This window comes from Cupriavidus sp. a3 (assembly GCF_051015765.1).
GTDB classification, from domain to species: Bacteria; Pseudomonadota; Gammaproteobacteria; order Burkholderiales; family Burkholderiaceae; genus Cupriavidus; species Cupriavidus oxalaticus_A.
This window is the reverse complement of the sequence record NZ_CP170643.1, coordinates 3,205,404-3,226,170: the sequence shown is the minus strand read 5'-3', so window position 1 is coordinate 3,226,170 and position 20,767 is coordinate 3,205,404. Positions and strand designations below refer to the sequence as shown.

The window sequence follows — 20,767 nt, the reverse complement described above, 5'->3', positions numbered from 1 at the left end:
ATCACCGGCTCGGTGGCGTCGAACTCGCGCCGGAACTCGGCCGGGCTGTTGCCGACCGCCTCCATGGCCAGTGCGTCCAGGCGAGCCCGAGACGTTGCAGCAGCTCGGCATAGAAGCGCTGCTCCACCGGGCCGATCGAAAAGTACTTGCCGTCGCGGGTCCGGTAGCTGTCGTACCACGGCGCGCCGCCGTCCAGCACGTTCGACTTGCGTGCCTTCTTCCATGTGCCCGAGGCCAGCATGCCCCAGAACACCGCGCCCAGCTGCGCCGCGCCTTCGGTCATGGCCGCGTCGACCACCTGGCCCTTGCCGCCGCGCTGCACGTTGAGCAGCGCCGCGACCACGCCCAGCGCCAGCAGCATGCCGCCGCCGCCGTAGTCGCCGACCAGGTTCAGCGGGGGCATCGGCGCTGCGCCAGCGCGTCCGATGCCCGACAGCACGCCGGACAGCGCCACGTAGTTGAGGTCGTGCCCGGCGCGGTCCGCCAGCGGGCCGGTCTGGCCCCAGCCGGTCATGCGCCCGTAGACCAGCTTCGGGTTGCGCGCGAGCGCGACCTCCGGCCCCAGGCCCAGGCGTTCCATGGTGCCGGGGCGGAACCCTTCGAGCACGACGTCGGCGCGCTCGACCAGCGCCAGCGCGGCGCGCTGCGCCTCGGGCTGCTTCAGGTCCAGCGTGACCGAGCGCCAGCCGCGGCCGGTGATGTCGATGCGGCGGGCGCCCCCGGCCCGATGGCTTCGAATTCGAGTACGCGGATTCCGCTCAGTACGCCCATGTCGGCTCTCTCCTGTGGTGTGGCGGCGCGAGCGCGGCCCACGCCGGCGCGTTGCCGCCTGCCGGCAAGTAGAGCAAAGGACCGTTGCCGGCGGACCCACCCGTATCAGGTAGGAGGGCGAGATGCGCTTTTGCAGCGCACAAACGCACGCCTATATGTCCAGGCACGCAAGGCAGGCACCCTTCACACTCATTCGCGTCGCCACCGGCCTGCGTTAGCGCGAGCTTGTGCGCACGGCGGCTGAGCGCGCGCGCTTCTGAAGATGGCCTGAGACGGCCGCAGGCGGACGGCGCCGGTCCGGCATATTCCCCCCACGGCCATCGACGCTCAGTTCACCGCGCGCGCCTTGCCTTCCCAGTGCGGCGCGCGCAGGTCGCGCTTGAGGATCTTGCCGGCGCCGGACAGCGGCAGCGCCTGGCGGAACTCGACGCTCTTCGGGCATTTGTAGCCGGCGATATGCGCCCGGCAATGCTCGCGGATCTCGTCTTCCGTCGCCTGCGCGCAAGCCTTCAGCACCACTACGGCATGCACGGCCTCGCCCCATTTCTCGTGCGGCACGCCGATCACCGCGCTCATCGCCACTGCGGGATGGCGGCCGATGACGTTTTCAACCTCGGCCGAATAGACGTTCTCGCCACCGCTGACGATCATGTCCTTGATGCGGTCGACGATAAAGATATAGCCCTGCTCGTTCATGTACGCGCCGTCGCCGGTATGCAGCCAGCCGTCGCGCAGCGCGCGGGCGGTGTCTTCGGGGCGGTTCCAGTAGCCGGGCATGACGCCGCCGCTGCGCACCAGGATCTCGCCGACGGTACCGCGCGGCACTTCGTTGCCTTCGGCGTCGGCGATCTTCACCTCGATGCCGATGCCGGCGCACCCGGCCGACAGGTGCAGCCCCTGCGCGCGCGCCGCGCTGCCATGGTTGCCGGGCGGGTTGGTGGTGACGATCATCGATTCGGTCATGCCGTACGAGTGCGCGAACTCGACGCCGGGCAGCTTTTCCATGGCCTGTTCCAGCACCGCGGCGCTGATAGGCGATGCGCCATAGCCCAGCCGCCGGACGCTGCCAAGGTCGAACCTGGCGAAGTCGGGGTGGTGGATCAGCATCTGGATGGTGGTCGGCACCATGCCCAGCTCGGTGATGCGTTCGCGCTCGATGGTTTCCAGTACCTCGCGCGCTTCGAACGACGGCAGGATCACGTGGGTCTCGCCCGCGATGAACTGCATCAGCACGCGCGCGATCGCCGCGATATGGAAGAACGGGTTGGTATGCAGCACGCGGCCGCCCTTCAGCGGCGGGGTGTCGGCCATGCGCTGCAGGGTGCCGCACCACAGCGAGCTGTGGGTCTGCATGACGCCCTTGGGGAAGCCCGTGGTGCCGCCGGTGTACATGACGATGGCGAGGTCGTCGCCGCCGCGCTGCGCGTCCGGAACCGGCGAGGCCTCGTCGATCAGCCGCTCGTAGGACAGCATGCCGGCGGGCGCGTCGCCGTCGCCGTCGCCGGCATGGATCAGCACCGGTTCGCGCCGCACCGCGGTGCGAATGCCCTCGGCCATCGGCAGGAACTGGTCGTCGACCACCAGGATGCCGGTGTCGCAGTCATCGAGCGAGTAGACCACCTCCGGCACGCTCCAGCGCACGTTGACCGGGTTGAGCACGCCGCCGCCCCACCACGCAGCCATGGCGAACTCAAGGTAGCGGTCCGAGTTCTGCGCCAGGATGCCGACGCGGTCGTTCGGCCGCATGCCAAGCGCCTGCAGCGCGCTGGCCAGGCGCGCGACACGCGCGCAGAACTCGCGGTAGCTGCGGCGCCGGCCGCGGAAGATGGTGACGATTTCGTCCGCCTGCTGTTGCAGCGAGCGGTGCAGGGCTCGGGTCAGGTACACCGTTGTCTCCGTTCTTGCTTCCTTGTCCTTGGGCCGGCGCGTGGTCAGGGCCGGGCTGGCTGTATTGTGCGACGCCCGGCGATTATGGAATTCGGATCTGCCGAAGGCAGTGTTTGCCGGGCGGAAGCGTGCGACGCCCCGCTGATGGCGCCGGCCGCTACAATCCGCGATGGGACATTTCTGAATACATGTAAGAAGACTTGATGACATACATCGTTGACGCGGTGGACGAGGCACTGGGCCTGCTGATGCTGGTGGCCGAGCATCCTTCGCTGGGGGTGACTGAGCTGGCCCGCCGCGCGGGGCTGACCAAGGCCCGCGCCTTTCGCCTGCTGGCCACGCTGGAGCATCGCGGCATGATCGCGCGCGAGCCCGCGGCCGCGGTCTACAAGCTCAGCTACAACGCCTTGCTGGTGGGCAATGCCGCGCGCGACCAGTTCGACCTGGTCAAGGTGGTGGCGCCGCGGCTGGCGGCGATCGGCGCGGCGTGCGGCGAGAACGTGATCGTGCGCGTGCGCGACGGGCTGGAATCGGTCTGCGTGGCGCGGCACGAATCGTCGCAATCGGTGCGTGTGCATACCGAGGTCGGCAACCGGAGGCCGCTGCATGTGGGGGCCTCGGGCAAGCTGCTGCTGGCGTTCGCCGCGCCCGAGGTGGTCGACGCCGTGGCGGCGCACAGCCTGCAGCGCTTTACCGAGCGCACGATCGTCACCGCGGAGCAGCTGCGCGAGGAGCTTGCGGCGATCCGTGCCGCAGGGCACGCCGTGTCGCTGGGCGAGCGCGATGCCGATGCGGTGTCGGCGGCGGCGCCGTTGCGCGATCACGGCGGTGCGGTGGTGGCATCGCTGAGCATTGCCAGTCCGGCCAGCCGCACCACGCCCGAGGCGCTGGCCAGGCATGTCGCGATGGTGGTGGAAGAGGCCGCGGCGCTGTCCCGCGCGTTGGGATATGCCGGCGGCTGACGCCGCGATCGCGTAGCGGTTGTCCGGTCATGAGCGGCGCTTCGGCGCCGTTTTTTTTGCGTGCTTATCTTTGTCTCGCCGGGTAAACCCTTGTTACTGACGGCGCCCGAATGTTTTATTCTCCGACACACCGTATCGGTCAATGAAACAATGTTTCGATCAACGAAATTTCCCGGCGCCGCGCTGGCCGCTGCTTTTGCCCTGTCCGCACTGGCGGGCGGGATCCGTCCCGCGCATGCCGCCGACCTGCGCATCGGCTACAAGGCCGAGGTCAGCGCTGCCGATCCGCATGTGCTGGACGCCGCCGGCCGCAACCTGTGGGGCCACGTGTACGAGACCCTGGTAGGCCTCGACAACGCCTTGCGCCCGGTGTCGCTGCTGGCCACCAGCTGGCGCCAGCTGGACGACCACAACTGGGAATTCCAGCTGCGCCCGGGGGTGAAGTTCAGCAATGGCGCGCCGTTCACCGCGAAGGATGCGCGCTATTCGATCGAGCGCGCGCGCAAGCTGTCCGGCGCGCGCACCTTCCGCACCTACCTGAAGTCGGTCGAGGCGGTCGAGGCCACGGGCCCGCTGACGCTGCGCGTACGCACCCGCACGCCCAACCCGGTGTTGCCGCAGAACATCGGCATGGTGGCGATGCTGCCGCACGGCCTGGGGCAGGGCGTGCGCGAGGCGGACTTCGCCCATGGCCAGGCGAGCATCGGCACCGGCCCGTACCGGTTGGTGGCGTGGGAACACGGCCAGCAGCTGACGCTGGCGCGCAATCCCGGCTACTGGGGCGGCGCGCAGCCGTGGGACCGGGTGGTGTTCCAGTTCATCCCCAAGGAGCCGGCGCGCGCGTCGGCGTTGCTGTCGGGGCTGGTGGACGTGATCGATGCCTCGTCGGCCAGCATTGCCGAAGCCTTCGCGCGCACCAACGGCCGCATCCGCACGGTGGCGGCAACCTCGTACATGCTGAACTACCTGCAGCTCGACCAGGGGCGGGCAGTCTCGCCCTATGTGCAGGATGCCGCCGGCCGGCCGCTGCCCGCCAACCCGTTGCGCGACGTGCGCGTGCGGCAGGCCATCAGCGTCGCGATCGACCGCGACCTGATCGCGGCGCGCGTGACCAAAGGGGATTCGGTGCCCGCCGGGCAGATGGTGCCGGCAGGCTTCTTCGGCTTTGCCCCGGCCGTTGCCGCGCCGCGTGCCGATACCGCGGAGGTGCGCCGGCTGCTCATCGCGGCCGGCTATCCCGACGGCTTCCGCCTGACGCTGCATTGCCCGAGCGACCGCTACCTGAACGACGCCAAGACCTGCGAGGCGGTGGGCCAGATGCTGACCCGCGCGGGCATCCGCACCGAGGTGCGCACGTTGCCGTACTCGGTCTACATCACCCGCGCCACCTCCGGCGGCGAGGGTGGCAAGCCGGAATTCAGCGCCTTCCTGCTCGGCATCGGCGCGGTCAGCGGCGATTCGCTGGAACCGCTGGTGGCGGTGGCGCATGCGCAGGACAAGGCCGCCGGCCTGGGTGCGAACAACCGCAGCGCTTATGCCAATCGCGAACTGGACGCGCTGGTGGAAAACTCCATGCGCACCATGGCGCCGGCGCCGCGCGAGCAGTTGCAGCGCCGGGCCGCTGAACTGCTGGCTGCCGACGCCGGCATCGTGCCGCTGCACCACCTGCGCGCCGCCTGGGCGTATCGCGCCGGGCTGGAAGTGCAGCCGCGCGCCGACGGCTTTACCTACGCCGGCAACATCCGCCCCGCTGCGCCTGCAGCGACGCCTGCGGCGCAACCCTGACCGATCCACCGCTTCCTGTCCTGATCGCTATGCTTGAAACCCTCCTGAAGCGGCTGCTGCAAAGCCTCGTCGTGCTGTGGCTGATGTCGGTGCTGACCTTCTGCGCCGTCAACCTGATCGGCGACCCGGTGCACTTGCTGGTCAGCCCCACCGCTACCGAGCAGGAAACCGCCGACGCGCGGCACGCGCTCGGGCTGGACCTGCCGGTGCCGCAGCAATACCTGCGCTTCATGCAGGGCGCGCTACGCGGCGACCTCGGCGAATCCTTCATCTACAACCGTCCCGCGATCGAGCTGATCGTCAGCCGCGTGCCGGCCACGCTGGAACTGGCCGTGACCGCGCTGCTGCTGTCGCTGGGCATCGGCATCCCGATCGGCGTGTTCGCCGGGCTCAAACCGGACAGCCGGCTGGCGCGCGCGCTGATGGCAGGCTCGCTGGGCGGCGTGATCATGCCGACGTTCTGGGTCGGGATGATCGGCATCCTGGTGTTCTCGGTGAACCTTGGCTGGCTGCCCTCGGGCGGGCGCGGTCCGGTCACCAGCGTGCTCGGCATGCCGCTGTCGGTGACCAGCTGGGAGGGGATCCGCTTCCTGCTGCTGCCGGCGCTGACGCTGTCGCTGTTCAAGATCTCGCTGGTGGCGCGGCTAGCCGAAGCCGGCACGCGCGAAGTGGCGGGGCAGGAGTACATCAAGTTTGCCCGCGCCAAGGGCGTGGGCGGCGCGCGGCTGGTGCTGCGCCACGTGGTGCCCAATGTGCTGATCCCGATCGTCACCGTGGTCGGGCTGGAATTCGGCCACCTGATCGCCTTCTCGGTGGTGACCGAGTCGGTGTTCTCGTGGCCGGGCATGGGCAAGCTGATCATCGATTCGGTGCTGGCGCTGGACCGCCCGGTGGTGGTGGCTTACCTGCTGGTCACGCTGGTGCTGTTCGTGGTGCTGAACCTGGTGGTCGACCTGCTCTACGTGGTGCTCGATCCGCGACTGCGCCACAAGGCGGCCTGAGCCCGGCTGCATCCACGCCCAACAGAAGCCATAGAAAACGAACGAGAACCTATCGATGTCCCTGCCTGCATCCCAACCTGACGCCGCCATGCCGGCGCTCGCGGCAAGCGCCGCGCCTGCCGCGCCGCTGCCAACCGCGCGGCCCTCGCTGCTGCGGCGCTTCGTCGCCAACCGCGTCGCGGCGGCGGCACTGGCGCTGCTTGCAGTACTGCTGCTGATCGCCGCGCTGGCCCATGTCATCAGCCCGCAGAACCCGTACGACCTGGCCACGGTGTCCGTCATCGACTCCGAGCTGCCGCCCGGCAGCGCCGGCTACGAAGGCAACGTGCACTACTGGCTCGGCACCGACGGCGCCGGCCGCGACCTGGTCAGCGCGATCTTCTATGGCATCCGCATCAGCGTGGGCGTCGGCGTGATCAGCGCGGTGGTGGCGCTGATGGTCGGCAGTGCCGTTGGTCTTGCGGCGGCTTACTTCGGCGGCGTGGTCGATGCCGCGATCATGCGCATCGTCGACCTGCAGCTGAGCCTGCCGGCGGTGCTGGTGGCGCTGATCCTGCTGGCCGTGCTGGGGCAGGGCGTGGACAAGACGCTGCTGGCGCTGGTGATCGTGCAGTGGGCCTACTTTGCGCGCACGGTGCGCGGCGCGGCGCAGGTGGAGCGGCGCAAGGAGTATGTCGAGGCGGCGCTGGGCCAGGGGCTGCCGGCGCTGCGCGTGATGTTCCGGCACATCCTTCCCAACTGCATGGCGCCGCTGGTGGTGACCGGCACGCTGCAGATCGCGCACGCGATCACGCTGGAGGCGACCATGAGTTTCCTCGGCATCGGCCTGCCGCGCACGCAACCGTCGCTCGGCATGCTGATCGCCAACGGCTTCGAGTACATGCTGTCGAACAAGTACTGGATCAGCATCTTCCCGGGCGTGGCCCTGGTGCTGCTGATCGGCTCGATCAACCTGGTGGGCGACCGCCTGCGCCGCGTGCTGAACCCGCGGCTGAACGGCTGAGGCCACGGAGACACACATGGCACTACTGGAAGTCTCCGGGCTGAGCACCAGCTTTGCATTGGGCAGCGGCCGCAAGGCATTGAAGGCCGTCGACGATGTCTCGTTCACGCTGGAGCCGGGCGAGATCCTCGGCATCGTCGGCGAGTCCGGTTCGGGCAAGTCGGTGACGGCGTTCTCGCTGATGAACCTGCTGGACCCGCCCGGGCGCGTCAGTGGCGGTTCGGTCCGCTTCAAGGGGCAGGAGTTGCTGTCGTGCTCGCCGCGCCAGTGGCAGGCCCTGCGCGGCGATCGCATCGCGATGGTGTTCCAGGATCCGATGATGTCGCTGAACCCGGTGATGCGCGTGGGCGACCAGCTGGTCGAGACCGTGCGGGTGCACCACCGCCGCACCCGCGCGCAGGCGCATGCGCAGGCAGTCGATGCGCTGGCGCGCGTGGGCATCCCGGCGCCGCAGGAGCGCATGCGTGCCTATCCGCACGAGCTCTCCGGCGGCATGCGGCAGCGCGTGGCGATCGCCAGTGCGCTGATCAACCGGCCCGACCTGATCATTGCCGACGAGCCCACCACGGCGCTGGACGTCACCATCCAGGCGCAGATCCTGTACGAGATGAAGCAGCTGGTGCGCGAGACCGGCGCCGCCGCGATCTGGATCAGCCATGACCTGGCCGTGGTCAAGGACCTTGTCGATCGTGTCTGCGTGATGTACGCCGGCAGGGTGGTGGAGCAGGGGCCGGTGGCCGAGCTGATCGCGCGGCCGCTGCACCCGTACACGCGCGGGCTGCTCGACTCTTTGCCAACGCCTGAAACGCGCGGCGCCACGCTGCGCGCGATTCCCGGGGCCGCCCCTGCATTGGCGGCGCTGCCGCCGGGATGCGCCTTCGCGCCGCGCTGCCCGCGCGTGCGCGAGGCCTGCAGCCAGCCGCCCGCGGCAACCCCGGTGCGCGGCCGCACGCTTCGCTGTTTCTATCCATTGGAGTCGGCATGACCGTGCTGCTTGAAACCCGTCAGCTGCAGAAACGCTTTTCAATGAGGCCCGGCCTGCTGGGCCGCATGGCCGGCAAACCGGTGCAGGCGGTGCATGCCGTCAACGAGGTCTCGTTGCAGGTGCGCAAGGGCGAGGTGCTGGGCGTGGTCGGCGAGTCCGGGTGCGGCAAGTCCACGCTGGGCCGCATGCTCGCCGGGCTGCTGCCGCAGAGCGGCGGCGAAATCGCGTGGGAAGGGCGGCCCGCGGATGTCGCATCGGCCGGCTATCACCGCGCGGTGCAGATGGTGTTCCAGAATCCCTATGCCTCGCTCAATCCCAGGCTGCGCATCGGCCGGGCCATTACCGAGGGCGCGGTCTACCACCGCATGGTCAGCCGCGCGCGGGCTGCCGAGCTGGCTGGCGAGCTGCTGCAGCAGGTCGGCCTCGACCCCAGCTACGCCGAGCGCTATCCGCACGAGTTCTCCGGCGGCCAGCGCCAGCGCGTGGCGATTGCCCGCGCGCTGGCACTGCGCCCGCGGCTGCTGATCTGCGATGAAGCCGTGTCCGCGCTCGATGTCTCGGTGCAGGCGCAGATCATCAACCTGTTCATGCAGCTGCGGCGCGAGCATGGGCTGACCTACGTCTTTATCAGCCACAACCTGGCGGTGGTGGAGCACATGTCCGACCGGGTCGCGATCATGTACCTGGGCCGTGTGGTCGAGAGCGGCGATGCCCGCTCGGTGTTCGCCGCGCCCAACCATCCCTATACCCGCGCGCTGCTGGCCGATGCGCCGCGGCTGGGCGGCGGCACCGCCAGCCACCAGCCGATCCGCGGCGAGTTGCCCAGCCCGCTGGCGCCGCCGACCGGTTGCGCCTTCCATCCGCGCTGCCCGCATGCCAGCGCACGCTGCGCCGCCGAAGTGCCGCTGCTGCGCGATATCGGCGGTCGCCTGTCCGCCTGCCACCTGAATGACTAGCTAGCCGCCGCGCGCGGCACGCCAGCCTCCCGGATTTCTCACAGCCGCCCCGCCATGGCGGGGCGGCGGGGGAGCGTTCGCGCCGCGCGAAGGATCAAAGACGACGGCAGACGGGAGATCCAACGGGGGAAGTCATGCATCGCCAACCAAGGAAAGGGAGAAGAGCCATGAACCAAGCCAGACCATATCGGCGGCAAGTCCGCCATGTCTGCATTGGCAGCGCGCTGGCGCTGCTGTCGGCTGCGGCCGACGCATCGGTGACGCTGTACGGCCGCATCGATACCGACATCGAATACCAGAAGGGACCGGACGGCCCGGCCACGCAGATGGTCGACAACGCCTCGCGCTGGGGCATGCGCGGCAGCGAAGAGCTTGGCGGCGGCATGAGCGCCGCCTTCGGCCTGGAGCAGGGCTTTTCCGCCGACAGCGGCATGGTCACCAACCCGCAGTTCCGCAATGCCTTTGTCGGGCTGCAGGGCGGCTTTGGCGCGTTTGCGCTGGGACGGCTGGATTCGGCGACCATCGTCGGCTCGCCGATCTATTCGCAGGTGACGCAGAACGTAGACTTTGCGATCCACGATGCCGGCGCCACCGCGATCGGCACCAGGGTGCTGAATGCGCGCAACCGCGTGTCCAATGCCCTGGGCTACATGACCCCCACCTTTGGCGGTTTTTCCGTGCGGGCGCGCGTGAACCTGGCAGGCCCCGATCCGGCCACGCCCAACGCCAGCTCGCCGGTGAAGGCGGAAGACGATTTCCGCCAGTATGACATTGGCCTGAACTATGCGGCCGGCAACTTTGCCGCGGGCCTGGGCTATTCGCGCGATGCCAAGACCGGCGGGCTGGTCGCCAACGACTTCCGCGACAAGGTGCAGGCGGTGGCGTCTTATGACTTCACCGTGGTCAACGTGTATGGGCTCTACGGGCGCGACCGCTACGTCGGCACCGCCACCACGCGCACCGACGTGCCGTACTGGCTGGTCGGCTTCACCGTGCCGTACGGCGCGCACAGCGTGACCGTCAACTACATGGAGCGCGCGGTGCAGCGCGACCCCCAGGGCCGGCTGATAAAGGTGCAGGCCGCCTATGGCTACCGCCTGAGCAAGCGCACCATGCCTTATGTCTTCTTCGACCGCGAGGACCCGAACTTGCACAGGGCCGGTGATACCGTGACCACGGCCGGCATCGGCATCCAGCACAAATTTTGAGTATGACGCTTCCTTATACGCTGATCGAACCGGCTGGCGCGGCGTTGCCGCTGGTGGTCGATTCCCCGCACAGCGGGCAGGCCCGAGCCGGCGGCTTGCCGTCCTCGCTGCCGCTGGCCGCTCCGCCCGAAGCCCTGCTGACGGGCTGGGATGCCTATGTCGACGAGTTGTTCGCGCATGCGCCGGCGGTGGGCGGCACGCTGCTGTGCGCGGATTTTCCGCGCTGGCTGGTGGACGTGAACCGCGCCCGCGACGATATCGACCCGGCGCTGGTCGACGGTGCCATGCCGTTCGCGCTGCGGCCCAGCGACAAGGCCTGCCGCGGCATGGGCGTGCTGCGCCGGCTGGCGCTGCCGGGCGTACCGGTCTACGGCGCGCCGCTGACGCCTGCCATGGCCGAGCAACTGCTGAAGGCCTACTACGATCCCTACCATGCCGCGCTTGCCCGCGCGATGGCGGGGCACCATGCGCGCTTCGGCGCGGTGTGGCATCTCGACTGCCATTCGATGAAGTCGCGCGGCAATGCCATGAACGTGGACCACGGCTCCGAGCGGCCGGACTTCGTCCTCAGCAACCGCGACGGCACGACTTGCCCTGAGGGGTTTGTCGAACTGGTGGGTCAATGCCTGCGCGGCTTTGGCTACCAGGTCGGCATCAACTGGCCGTACAAGGGCGCGGAACTGGTGACGGCGTACTCGGACCCGGCGCGCGGGCGCTACAGCCTGCAGATCGAAATCAACCGCGCGCTGTACCTGGACGAGGCGCGCTTCGTGCCGCATGACGGGTTTGCCCGGCTGCGCGGCCATCTCGACCAGCTGCTCGAGCGCGTTGCGGACCATATCCGCGCGGAGCTGGCGCGCGGCGCGTAAGTGAGCGCGTGAGCGTGCTCAGAGTACCTTGCCCGGGTTCATCAGCCCCAGCGGGTCGAGCGCGCCCTTGATCGCGCGCATCAGCGCCAGCTCGACCTCGCTCTTGTAGTGCTGCAGTTCTTCGCGCTTGAGCTGGCCCACGCCATGCTCGGCGGAGATCGAGCCGCAGTGCGAGCGCACGCTGTCGTGCACGATGCGGTTGACCTGGTCCTGGTTGGCCAGGAAGGCGTCATGGTCGACGCCTTCCGGCGGCGATACGTTGTAGTGCAGGTTGCCATCGCCAAGGTGGCCGAAGGTCACCATGCGCGCGCCGGGGAAGGCGTTCTGCAGCAGCGCGTCGGTGGTCTCGATGAAGTCCGCCACGCGCGAGACCGGCACGGCGATATCGTGCTTGATGTTCTTGCCGTCCTCGACCTGCGCCAGCGGGATATGCTCGCGCAGGTTCCAGAAATCGCGCGACTGCTGCACCGACTCGGCCACCACGGCGTCAAGCACCACGCCGGCGTCGAAGGCGGCGTTCATCAGCGTTTCGAAGATGCCGCGCGCGTGGGCTTCGCCCTCGCTGTCGGACAGCTCCATCAGCACCAGCTGCGGGTGGATGTCGGCGAACGGGTAGCGCAGCTGGGGGTAGTGCTGCGTCACCAGCGCCATGCAGCGCGCCGACATCAGCTCGAAGCCGGTCAGCATTGCACCCGCATGCGACTGCGCGATCGCCAGCAGCGCCAGCGCGGCGCGCGGGCTCTGCACCGCGGCCAGCGCGGTGACCGAGGCGCGCGGCAGCGGGAACAGCTTCATCACGGCGGCGGTGATGATGCCGAGCGTGCCTTCGGCGCCGATATACAGGTCGCGCAGGTCATAGCCGGTGTTGTCCTTGCGCAGGCCGCGCAGGCCATGCCAGGTGTCGCCCGTCGGCGTCACCACCTCCAGCCCCAGGCACAGCTCGCGCGTATTGCCATAGCGCAGCACTGCGGTGCCGCCGGCATTGGTTGACAGGTTGCCGCCAATGGTGCAGCTGCCCTCGGCCGCCAGGCTCAGCGGAAACAGCCGGCCGTGCTCGCGCGCCACGTCCTGCAGGTGCTGCAGCACCACGCCGGCTTCGACGGTGATGGTGTTGTTGAGCGGATCGACCTGGCGGATGCGGTTGAGCCGTTGCAGCGACAGCACCACCGCATCGCGCCCGGCCGCCGGCGTGGCGCCGCCGCACAGGCCGGTATTGCCGCCCTGCGGCACCACCGCGACCTTGTGCGCATGGCAGGCATGGACCGCGGCCGCGACTTCCTCGGTGGTGCCGGGGCGCAGCACGGCCAGCGCCTCGCCGCTGTAGCGCTTGCGCCAGTCGGTCAGGTAGGGGGCCTTGTCGGCGGCCTGGGTCAGCACGTGCTGCGGGCCCAGCGCGGCGCGACACAGGGCGAGTAAGGAATCTTGGGACGAGGTCATGGGCGGGAAATCGATTCGTGGGGAGCGCCGGCTCAGCGCTTTTGCGGCGCTGCCTTGGCGGCCGCTCGGGCGCGGCGCTTGTACGGCCGCAGGTACAGGATGGTGCTGGTGAAGAACACCAGCGTCAGTGCCACCTCCACCCAGGCCAGCGTCGCGGAGAAGCCGCGGTCGCTGGTGGCGCGCACGATGCCCTCGGTGAAGAACAGCAGGATCAGCATCGACGACCACTGCATGGTGTAGCGGTTGCGCGTCAGCACGCCGCGCAGCGGCAGTAGCAGCGGCAAGAACTTGATGATCAGCCACGAGCCGCCCGGACGCAGCGGCGCCAGGAACCATTCCCAGGCGATGCACAGCACCATCAGCGCCACCAGGCTGCCCGCGCTGATCCGATGCAGCCAGGGGCTGTGCAGCGCGCTGTCGCTGTCGGCGGGCGCGTTCATGCCTGCGCTCCGGACAGGCGCAGCGCGGCTTGCGCCAGGCGTCGGCCCATGGCCATCGCCAGCGCCGATTCGTCCTCGGTGATGGGGCCGCGATTGTCGACATAGGCATGGTGGCTCGGGCCGTACGGCGTGCCGCCCGAGGCGGTCGTCATCAGGCCCTTCTCGGAATAGGGCAGGCCCATGATCAGCATGCCGTGGTGCAGCAGCGGCAGCATCATCGACAGCAGGGTGGTCTCCTGGCCGCCGTGCAGGCTGCCGGTGGCGGTGAACACGCAGGCGGGCTTGCCGGTCAGCGCGCCCGACAGCCACTGGGCCACGGTGCCGTCCAGGAAGTATTTGACCGGCGCGGCCATGTTGCCAAAGCGCGTGGGGCTGCCCAGCGCGAGGCCCGCGCACTCTTCCAGGTCGCGCAGCTCGGCATAGGGTGGGCCGTCGGCGGGGATGTCGGGGGCGGTGGCCTCGCACACGGTCGAGACCGGCGGCACCGTGCGCAGGCGCGCCTGGGCGCCGGGGACGCTGTCGATGCCGTTGGCGATCAGTTCGGCGAGTTTGCGGGTGCTGCCGTGGCGGCTGTAATACAGGACGAGGATGTCGGTCATGGAGCGGGATGGCCGGCGCTGCCGGAAGGAGGCGGCGGGTGCCGCAGGCAATGCGCGTATTATAGATGTGCCCCCGCGCGCGCTCCCCCGCGAAGCGCCGCTTCCGCATCCCGGCAGATGCCCGTCCGCCCGCCGGCGCTGCCAACGTTCAAATCGATCCATCCATCCACGAGGAGATTGCTGCCGCATGCTTGGTACCCGCGTTGCCCGTCTGCGCAGGGAATGGAACCTGCAGAAGGTCCGCGCACTGGCGCGCTATGTCGTGCGCCGCGCCGGCGAAGACCGGCTGCCGCAGGTGTCCGCGAGCCTGACCTTTACCACCGTGCTGGCCGTGGTGCCGGTGCTGACGGTGGCGTTCGCGCTGCTGGCCGCGTTCCCGGTATTCCGCGACTTCCGCAATGCCATCGAGGCGTTCCTGTTCCAGAACCTGATTCCCGGCAACGTCAGCGAATCGATCTCGCGCTACATCGGCCAGTTCGCCAAGAGCGCACGCGGGTTGACGGCGCTGGGCCTGGGCGGGCTGATGGTGACGTCGGTGCTCACCATGCTGACGGTGGAGGACGCGCTCAACGCGATCTGGCGCGTCAAGCAGCGCCGCCCGCTGGCGCAGCGGGTGCTGGTGTTCTGGGCGGTGCTGACCTTCGGGCCGGTACTGATCGGCGCGAGCCTGTCGATCAGTTCCTACCTGATCTCGATCTCGGCTGGCTACGTCGGCACCATGCCGGTGGGGATCGGCCTGCTGGTCAGCGCGACGCCGGTGGTGCTGTCGGCGCTGGCCTTTGCCTTCCTGTACACCGCGGTGCCCAATGCCTATGTGGAGTGGCGCGATGCCATCGTCGCCGGCGTAGTGGCGGCGATCGCGTTCGAGTTCGCCAAGCGCGGCTTCGGCTATTTCGTCACGCATATCCCGGCCTATACGGCGGTCTACGGCACCTTCGCGGCGCTGCCGATCTTCCTGCTGTGGATCTACCTGAGCTGGCTGGTGACGCTGCTGGGCGCCACCATCGCTGCCAACATGCCGGTGATCCGGCAGGGCTACTGGCGCCGCCGCACCTTTGCCGGCAGCGAGTTCTTCGATGCACTGGGCGTGCTGCTGCTGCTCTACCGCGCCCGCGACGAGGTGCCGCGCAGCGTGGGCGAACTGGACCTGGGGCGCAAGCTGCGCGTTGAAGCGGATTACCTGGCGGGGCTGCTCGGCAAGCTCAAGGCCATGCACCTGGTCGGGCGTCTGCAGCAGGAGGGCGGGCAGGCGCACTGGGCCTTGCTGTGCGATCCGTCGCAGGTGACGCTGCGCATGCTGCACGACCGGCTGGTGCTGAACCTGCCGCGGTTGCCGCGCACCGCGCTGGCGCAGCAGCTGCGTGGCGCCGAGTCGCTGCGGTCGCTGCTGGACAATCCGCAGCTGGACCAGACGCTGGAGGCGGTTTTCCGCCAGCAGCCGGCCGACTTGCCGCCTGCGGCGGAAGATGGGGCGCCGCAACGGCGCACGCTGGAGGTGGTGCCGCCGGGCTGGCACGGGCAAGTGTGAGCCCTGGGCGGCGGCCGCGTCAGAAAGGAATCTTGCCACGCCAGATTTCGGCGTACATGACCCAGTCGCCCATCAGGCTGTAGAGCGGATGGCGGAAGGTTGCGGGCCGGTTTTTCTCGAAGCCGAAATGACCGGCCCAGGCGAAGGCGTAGCCGGCGACCACGGCGCCCAGCAGCCACCACGCATTGCCGGTCACTACCAGCGCCACGAGGCACAGCAGCGCCACGGTCGAGCCGACAAAATGCAGGCGCCGGCAGGTACGGTCCTGGTGCTCGCTCAGGTAGTAGGGGTAGAAGGCCGCGAAGTTCTCGAACTCGCGCCTGTGGGCGTGGGCCATGGCTGTCTCCGGCAGGTCTTATGTTGTGCAGTGTAGACCTTCCACGCCCCCATGCCCCTGAAGGGAGGATGGCCGCCGGCATGGCCGGCCATCCGGCGCAGCTGTCAGCCCGCCGCGACCACCTTGCGCGCAAAGGCCGCCAGCGCGTCCAGCACTTCGTCCGGGCGCTCGCCCATCAGCGCATGGCCGCACGGCACCGATACCAGGCTGGCCTTCGCCATCTTGCCGGCCAGCGCCTGGGCCGCCTTGGGCGAGGTCATCATGTCCTTGCTGCCGGTGATGAACAGCGCCGGGCAGGCTACCGCGGCGGCGGCTTCCTCGCCGTGCGCATAGGCATTGCACGCGGAGAAGTCGTTGTGGAACACATGCGCCTGCGGGTTGTTGCGCGATACGCGCTCCATCAGCCGCTGGCTGCCGCCGTGCATCCAGGCGCCGGGACCCGGCGATGAGGGCTTGTTGGCCAGGCTCGAATGCGACCACGCGTTGACCATGGCGATGGCCTCGCTCTCACGGTTCAGCGAGGCATCGAGCAGCGCATCGGAAACCTTCATCGGATAGGCCGTGGCGAGCAAGGCGATGCCGCGCACCGCCTGCGGATGCCGCGCCGCGCATTCGAGCGCGATCAGCGAACCCATGCTGTGGCCGAACACGAAGGCCGGCGCCTTGACGCCGGCGGCGGCCACCAGCGCCATCACCCAGTCGGCCATGGCCTCGACGGTGGCCAGGGGCGTGCCCTGGCTGCGGTTGTGGCCGGGCAGGTCCACCGCCAGCACCGAGAAGCCGTGGTTGGCGAACCAGCGCGTCTGCAGCGCCCACACGCTGTGGTCGTTCTGCGCGCCGTGGACAAACACCGCGCAGGGCAGGGCGGGATCGAAGGGTTTGCCGCCGGTATAGGCGTAGGCCGGCTGGCCTGCAACGTTCAGTTCCATCAGGCCTGCCCTCCCTTGCTCATGGTCTTCTCGGCGGCCTTCAGGCCGCGCTTGAGGTCGTCGATCAGGTCGTCCGGGTCTTCCAGGCCGATCGACAGGCGGATCGTGCCCTCGGCGATGCCGGCCGACTGCAGCGCCGCCGCGTCCATGCGGAAGTGCGTGGTCGACGCCGGGTGGATCACCAGCGAGCGCGCATCGCCCACGTTGGCCAGGTGCGAGAACAGCGACAGGCTTTCGATAAAGCGCTGGCCCGCCAGGCGGTTGCCCTTCAGGTTGAAGCTGAACACCGCGCCGCAGCCGCGCGGCAGCAGGCGCTTGGCCAGTTCGTAGTCGGGGTGCGATTCCAGCTCGGGGTAGGACACCGACTCCACCATCGGGTTCGAGGCCAGGAACTGCACCACCTTACGGGTGTTGTCGACATGGCGGCTCATGCGCAGCGGCAGCGTCTCCACGCCCTGCAGCAGCTGCCACGCGGCCATCGGGTTCATGCAGGCGCCGAAGTCGCGCAGGCCTTCGCGGCGCGCGCGCAGCAGGAAGGGCGCCACCGTGCTTTCCTCGGTGAACACCATGTTGTGGAAGCCTTCATAGGGCTCGGACAGCTCGGGGAAGCGGCCCGATTTTTCGAAGTCGAAGGTGCCGCCCTCGACCAGCACGCCGCCGATGGTGGTGCCATGGCCGCCCAGGAACTTGGTCGCCGAGTGGTAGAGCAGGCCCGCGCCGAGATCGAACGGGCGCAACAGGTAGGGCGTGGTGAAGGTCGAATCGACCAGCAGCGGGATGCCGTGGTCCTGGCCGAGCTGCGCCAGCGTGGTGATGTCGAGCACGTCCAAGCCCGGGTTGCCCAGCGTCTCGCCGAACAGCAGCTTGGTATTGGGGCGGATCGCGGCGCGCCAGGCGTCGATGTCGCGCGCCTTGACGAAGGTGGTCTCGATGCCGAAGCGGCGCAGCGTGTAGTGCAGCAGGTTGTGCGAGCCGCCGTACAGCGCCGACGACGCCACCACGTGCGAGCCGGCCCCCATCAGCGTGGCCACGGCCAGGTGCAGCGCGGCCTGGCCGGAGGCGGTGGCGATCGCGCCGGCGCCGTTCTCCAGCGCCGCGATGCGCTCTTCGAGCACGGCCACGGTCGGGTTGGAGATGCGCGAATAGACGTGGCCCGCCCGCTCCATGTTGAACAGCGACGCCGCGTGCTCGCTGTCGCGGAACACGAACGAGGTGGTCAGGTGGATGGGGGTGGCGCGCGCCCCGGTGGCGGGGTCTGGCGCGGCGCCGGCGTGCAGCGCCAGCGTATCGAAGCGGGTTCCGGACATGGTCGGTCGGGTGTAGTTATCTCCGGCCAGCATCGTAGCATCGTGCGCACGCCCACGCTGGCAGATCACCCGCAAACCGGCCTCCTGCTTTACTTTGCCGGCTGGTTTGGGCTAGGATCGGACGCACGGGCATCTCTGCCCGCACATCCCGGACAGATAACGAAGTGACCGGCATCGCCCCCGCGATGTGGCCGGCGCAAATCAGCACAGCTCAGTACAAGGCAGCGGAGACCAACATGAAAGTCAGCGACATCCTGCAGATCAAGGGCAATACGCTCTACACCGTGACGCCTGACACCTCCTTGCTGCTCGCAGTCAACACCATGGCCGAGCGCGACATCGGCTCCCTGGTGGTGATGGAATACGGCGACCTGGTCGGCATGCTGACCTTCCGCGAAATCATCGAGACTCTGGCCCGCAACGGCGGCACCCTTGGCACCAGCAGCATCCGCAAGGTGATGGACGATGCGCCGCTGACCTGCACCATGGAAACCGATGTGAACGAAGTCCGCCGGATGATGCTTGAGCGTCACACCCGCTACCTGCCGGTGCTCGACAACCGCACGCTGATGGGCGTGATTTCCTTCTATGACGTCGCCAAGGCGGTGGTCGAGGACCAGAGCTTCGAGAACAAGATGCTCAAGGCCTATATCCGCGACTGGCCTGAAGAGCGGGCCTGAACGCCCGGCTGCGCCCGCCCTGCCGGCGGCGGGGCAGCCTGTCCCGTAGTCCCCTTCGGAAAATTGTTGCGACTGGCGCCGCGCGGCCGCGTGGCGGTGGCATGATGGCGGCCGGTTTCCGGCTCCGGCAAACTTGCCGGCGTATCCATTTCCGCGGCGGCCCCAGCAGGCCGACCGGTCATCCATGAGCCAACACAGCCAGTTCCGACTGCTCGGCGCGCGCCGCTTCGCCCCGTTCTTCTGGACCCAGTTCCTGGGGGCGATGAACGACAACGTCTTCAAGGTCGCCTTCACGTCGCTGGTGACCTATCACACGGCGCTGTTCGAGGGCGTGGACGCGCGCAGTGCCGCCTTCCTGATCTCGGCCATCTTTATCGCGCCGTTCCTGTTGTTCTCCGCCACCAGCGGGCAGGTCGCCGACAAGATCGAGAAGTCGCGCCTGATCCGGCTGGTCAAGTCGCTGGAAATCGCCATCATGGTGCTGGGGCTGGCCGGCTTTGCCTGGCATAGCGCGCCGCTGCTCTACGCCGGCACGTTCCTGATGGGGCTGCATTCGACGCTGTTCGGGCCGGTCAAGTTTGCCTACCTGCCGCAGCACCTGGATGAAAGCGAGCTGGTCGGCGGCAATGGGCTGGTCGAGATGGGCACCTTCGTCGCGATCCTGATCGGCACGCTGGTCGGCGGCGAGCTGGCGGGGTTGCAGCAGGGCGGCACGGTGGTGGGGCCGCTGTATGTCGGCGCCGTGTGCGTGGCGATCGCCGTGGCCGGGCGCGTGGTGTCGGGCCGGATCCCGGTGTCGCCGGCGCCCCAGCCTGAACTGCGCATCAACTGGAACCCGTTTTCCGAGACCTGGCGCAACCTGGTGCTGGCGCACGGCAATCGCACGGTATTCCAGAGCCTGCTCGGGATTTCGTGGCTGTGGTTCCTCGGCGCGACCTTCCTGACCTCCTTCTTCAGCTATGCCAAGGATGTGCTGGGCGGCGACCAGAACGTGGTCACGCTGCTGCTGGCGGTGTTCTCGCTGGGCATCGGCACCGGTTCGCTGCTGTGCGAGCGGCTGTCCGGGCGCCATGTCGAGGTCGGGCTGGTGCCGTTCGGCTCGATCGGCATGACGGTGTTTGCCGTCGACCTGTACTTTGCCAGCCAGGGGCAGCCGCCGGCCGCGCTGACCGGCATCGGCGGCTTCCTGGCCGAGGCGCGCCACTGGCGCGTGCTGGCCGACCTGTTCCTGCTGGCGATGTTCGGCGGCTTCTACAGCGTGCCGCTGTACGCGCTGATCCAGAGCCGCAGCGCGCCCACGCACCGCGCGCGCATCATTGCCGCCAATAACATCCTGAACAGCTTCTTCATGATCGCGGCCTCGCTGCTGGGCGTGGCGATGGCGAACGCCGGCTACAGCATCCCGCAGCTGTACCTGGTGGTAGGGCTGCTCAACGCGGTGGTGGCGGTCTACATCTATTCGCTGGTGCCGGAATTCCTGCTGCGCTTTATCGCCTGGATCCTGGTGCATACGCTGTACCGGCTGCGCCGCGTGAACGCCGAGCGCATTCCCGCCGATGGGCCCGCAGTGCTGGTCTGCAACCATGTCAGCTTCGCCGATGCGGTGGTGCTGATGGCATGCAGCCCGCGTCCCGTGCGCTTCGTGATGGACTACCGCATCTTCAGCGTGCCGCTGCTGTCGTGGTTCTTCCGCCAGGCCCGCGCGATCCCGATCGCGCCCGCGCACGAACACCCGGACATGCTCAGGCGCGCGTATGACAGCGTGGCGCAGGCGCTGGAGGAGGGCGACCTGGTCTGCATCTTCCCGGAGGGCAAGATCACCGCCAACGGCGAGATCAATCCGTTCCGCCAGGGCGTGCAGCAGATCATCCGCCGCACGCCGGTGCCGGTGGTGCCGATGGCGCTGCGCGGGCTGTGGGGCAGCTTTTTCTCGCGCAAGGATGCGCCGGCGATGTCGCGGCCGTTCCGCCGCGGCATCCTGAACCGGCTGGAACTGGTGGTGGGCGAGCCGGTGCCGCCGGAAGCGGCCACGCCCGAGGGGCTGCAGCAGATGGTGCAGGCCCTGCGCGGCGACTGGCGCTGA

General features: G+C 68.7%; 18 protein-coding genes and 1 pseudogene. 11 read left to right on the top strand and 8 right to left on the bottom strand.

Annotated features, from left to right (window positions below; translation table 11 throughout):
- Positions 1–37 precede the first annotated feature (37 nt).
- A pseudogene (locus ACAD63_RS15500) lies at positions 38–771 on the bottom strand (CoA transferase); the annotation flags it as partial.
- Between the two features lie 327 nt (positions 772–1,098).
- Entirely contained in the window at positions 1,099–2,658 is a 1,560-nt protein-coding gene (locus ACAD63_RS15495; RefSeq protein WP_434032936.1) for a long-chain-fatty-acid--CoA ligase, read from the bottom strand.
- Positions 2,659–2,861: 203 nt separating this feature from the next.
- On the opposite strand from ACAD63_RS15495, the gene ACAD63_RS15490 reads away from it, so the two are divergent.
- From ACAD63_RS15490 to ACAD63_RS15455, 8 genes are all read left to right on the top strand, one after another.
- The gene (locus ACAD63_RS15490; protein WP_133097480.1) at positions 2,862–3,620 is read left to right on the top strand and encodes an IclR family transcriptional regulator; all 759 of its coding nucleotides are present in this window, start codon (positions 2,862–2,864) and stop codon (positions 3,618–3,620) included.
- 150 nt (positions 3,621–3,770) lie between these two features.
- Positions 3,771–5,405 carry an ABC transporter substrate-binding protein gene (locus ACAD63_RS15485; RefSeq protein ID WP_434032935.1) on the top strand — a complete coding sequence of 545 codons (1,635 nt, stop codon included), beginning with the start codon at positions 3,771–3,773 and terminating at the stop codon, positions 5,403–5,405.
- 29 nt (positions 5,406–5,434) lie between these two features.
- Positions 5,435–6,406 (top strand): ABC transporter permease, encoded by a 972-nt coding sequence (locus ACAD63_RS15480; protein ID WP_434032934.1) that lies wholly within the window; start codon positions 5,435–5,437, stop codon positions 6,404–6,406.
- A 55-nt stretch (positions 6,407–6,461) separates the two neighbouring features.
- The gene (locus ACAD63_RS15475) at positions 6,462–7,409 is read left to right on the top strand and encodes an ABC transporter permease (protein WP_434032933.1); all 948 of its coding nucleotides are present in this window, start codon (positions 6,462–6,464) and stop codon (positions 7,407–7,409) included.
- Positions 7,410–7,425: 16 nt separating this feature from the next.
- Positions 7,426–8,394 (top strand): ABC transporter ATP-binding protein, encoded by a 969-nt coding sequence (locus ACAD63_RS15470; RefSeq protein ID WP_434032932.1) that lies wholly within the window; start codon positions 7,426–7,428, stop codon positions 8,392–8,394.
- Entirely contained in the window at positions 8,391–9,350 is a 960-nt protein-coding gene (locus tag ACAD63_RS15465; protein WP_135704971.1) for an ABC transporter ATP-binding protein, read from the top strand. Before ACAD63_RS15470 ends, ACAD63_RS15465 begins: the two co-directional genes overlap by 4 nt.
- A gap of 167 nt (positions 9,351–9,517) precedes the next feature.
- A complete protein-coding gene (locus ACAD63_RS15460; RefSeq protein WP_434032931.1) occupies positions 9,518–10,558 on the top strand; it encodes a porin in 1,041 nt (346 codons plus the stop codon).
- Between the two features lie 2 nt (positions 10,559–10,560).
- The gene (locus ACAD63_RS15455; protein ID WP_135704972.1) at positions 10,561–11,427 is read left to right on the top strand and encodes an N-formylglutamate amidohydrolase; all 867 of its coding nucleotides are present in this window, start codon (positions 10,561–10,563) and stop codon (positions 11,425–11,427) included.
- 18 nt (positions 11,428–11,445) lie between these two features.
- Here the strand turns inward: ACAD63_RS15455 and ACAD63_RS15450 are convergent, their stop codons facing one another.
- Genes ACAD63_RS15450 through wrbA form a run of 3 tightly spaced genes read right to left on the bottom strand, consistent with a single transcriptional unit; the run spans position 11,446 to position 13,903 of the window.
- A complete protein-coding gene (locus ACAD63_RS15450) occupies positions 11,446–12,864 on the bottom strand; it encodes an FAD-binding oxidoreductase (protein ID WP_135704973.1) in 1,419 nt (472 codons plus the stop codon).
- Positions 12,865–12,896: 32 nt separating this feature from the next.
- Positions 12,897–13,304: a DUF2069 domain-containing protein gene (locus ACAD63_RS15445; protein ID WP_135704974.1), complete on the bottom strand. Its 408-nt coding sequence runs from the start codon at positions 13,302–13,304 to the stop codon at positions 12,897–12,899.
- Positions 13,301–13,903, bottom strand: coding sequence for an NAD(P)H:quinone oxidoreductase (gene wrbA, locus ACAD63_RS15440; RefSeq protein ID WP_135704975.1), 603 nt, complete (start codon positions 13,901–13,903; stop codon positions 13,301–13,303). The genes ACAD63_RS15445 and wrbA overlap by 4 nt, the downstream gene beginning before the upstream one ends.
- Before the next feature lie 187 nt (positions 13,904–14,090).
- Here wrbA and ACAD63_RS15435 point away from each other — a divergent pair, with 187 nt between their 5' ends.
- Positions 14,091–15,431, top strand: coding sequence for a YihY family inner membrane protein (locus tag ACAD63_RS15435; RefSeq protein ID WP_135704976.1), 1,341 nt, complete (start codon positions 14,091–14,093; stop codon positions 15,429–15,431).
- A gap of 19 nt (positions 15,432–15,450) precedes the next feature.
- Here the strand turns inward: ACAD63_RS15435 and ACAD63_RS15430 are convergent, their stop codons facing one another.
- From ACAD63_RS15430 to ACAD63_RS15420, 3 genes are all read right to left on the bottom strand, one after another.
- Positions 15,451–15,768 (bottom strand): Mpo1-like protein, encoded by a 318-nt coding sequence (locus ACAD63_RS15430; protein ID WP_133097468.1) that lies wholly within the window; start codon positions 15,766–15,768, stop codon positions 15,451–15,453.
- A 104-nt stretch (positions 15,769–15,872) separates the two neighbouring features.
- Complete coding sequence (locus tag ACAD63_RS15425; protein ID WP_133097467.1) at positions 15,873–16,697, bottom strand: alpha/beta fold hydrolase; 825 nt, start codon at positions 16,695–16,697, stop codon at positions 15,873–15,875.
- Positions 16,697–18,004, bottom strand: coding sequence for an O-acetylhomoserine aminocarboxypropyltransferase (locus tag ACAD63_RS15420; protein ID WP_133097466.1), 1,308 nt, complete (start codon positions 18,002–18,004; stop codon positions 16,697–16,699). Before ACAD63_RS15420 ends, ACAD63_RS15425 begins: the two co-directional genes overlap by 1 nt.
- 236 nt (positions 18,005–18,240) lie before the next feature.
- On the opposite strand from ACAD63_RS15420, the gene ACAD63_RS15415 reads away from it, so the two are divergent.
- Both ACAD63_RS15415 and ACAD63_RS15410 read left to right on the top strand, forming a co-directional pair.
- Positions 18,241–18,684: a CBS domain-containing protein gene (locus ACAD63_RS15415; RefSeq protein ID WP_133097465.1), complete on the top strand. Its 444-nt coding sequence runs from the start codon at positions 18,241–18,243 to the stop codon at positions 18,682–18,684.
- A 184-nt stretch (positions 18,685–18,868) separates the two neighbouring features.
- Positions 18,869–20,767: an MFS transporter gene (locus tag ACAD63_RS15410; RefSeq protein WP_135704978.1), complete on the top strand. Its 1,899-nt coding sequence runs from the start codon at positions 18,869–18,871 to the stop codon at positions 20,765–20,767.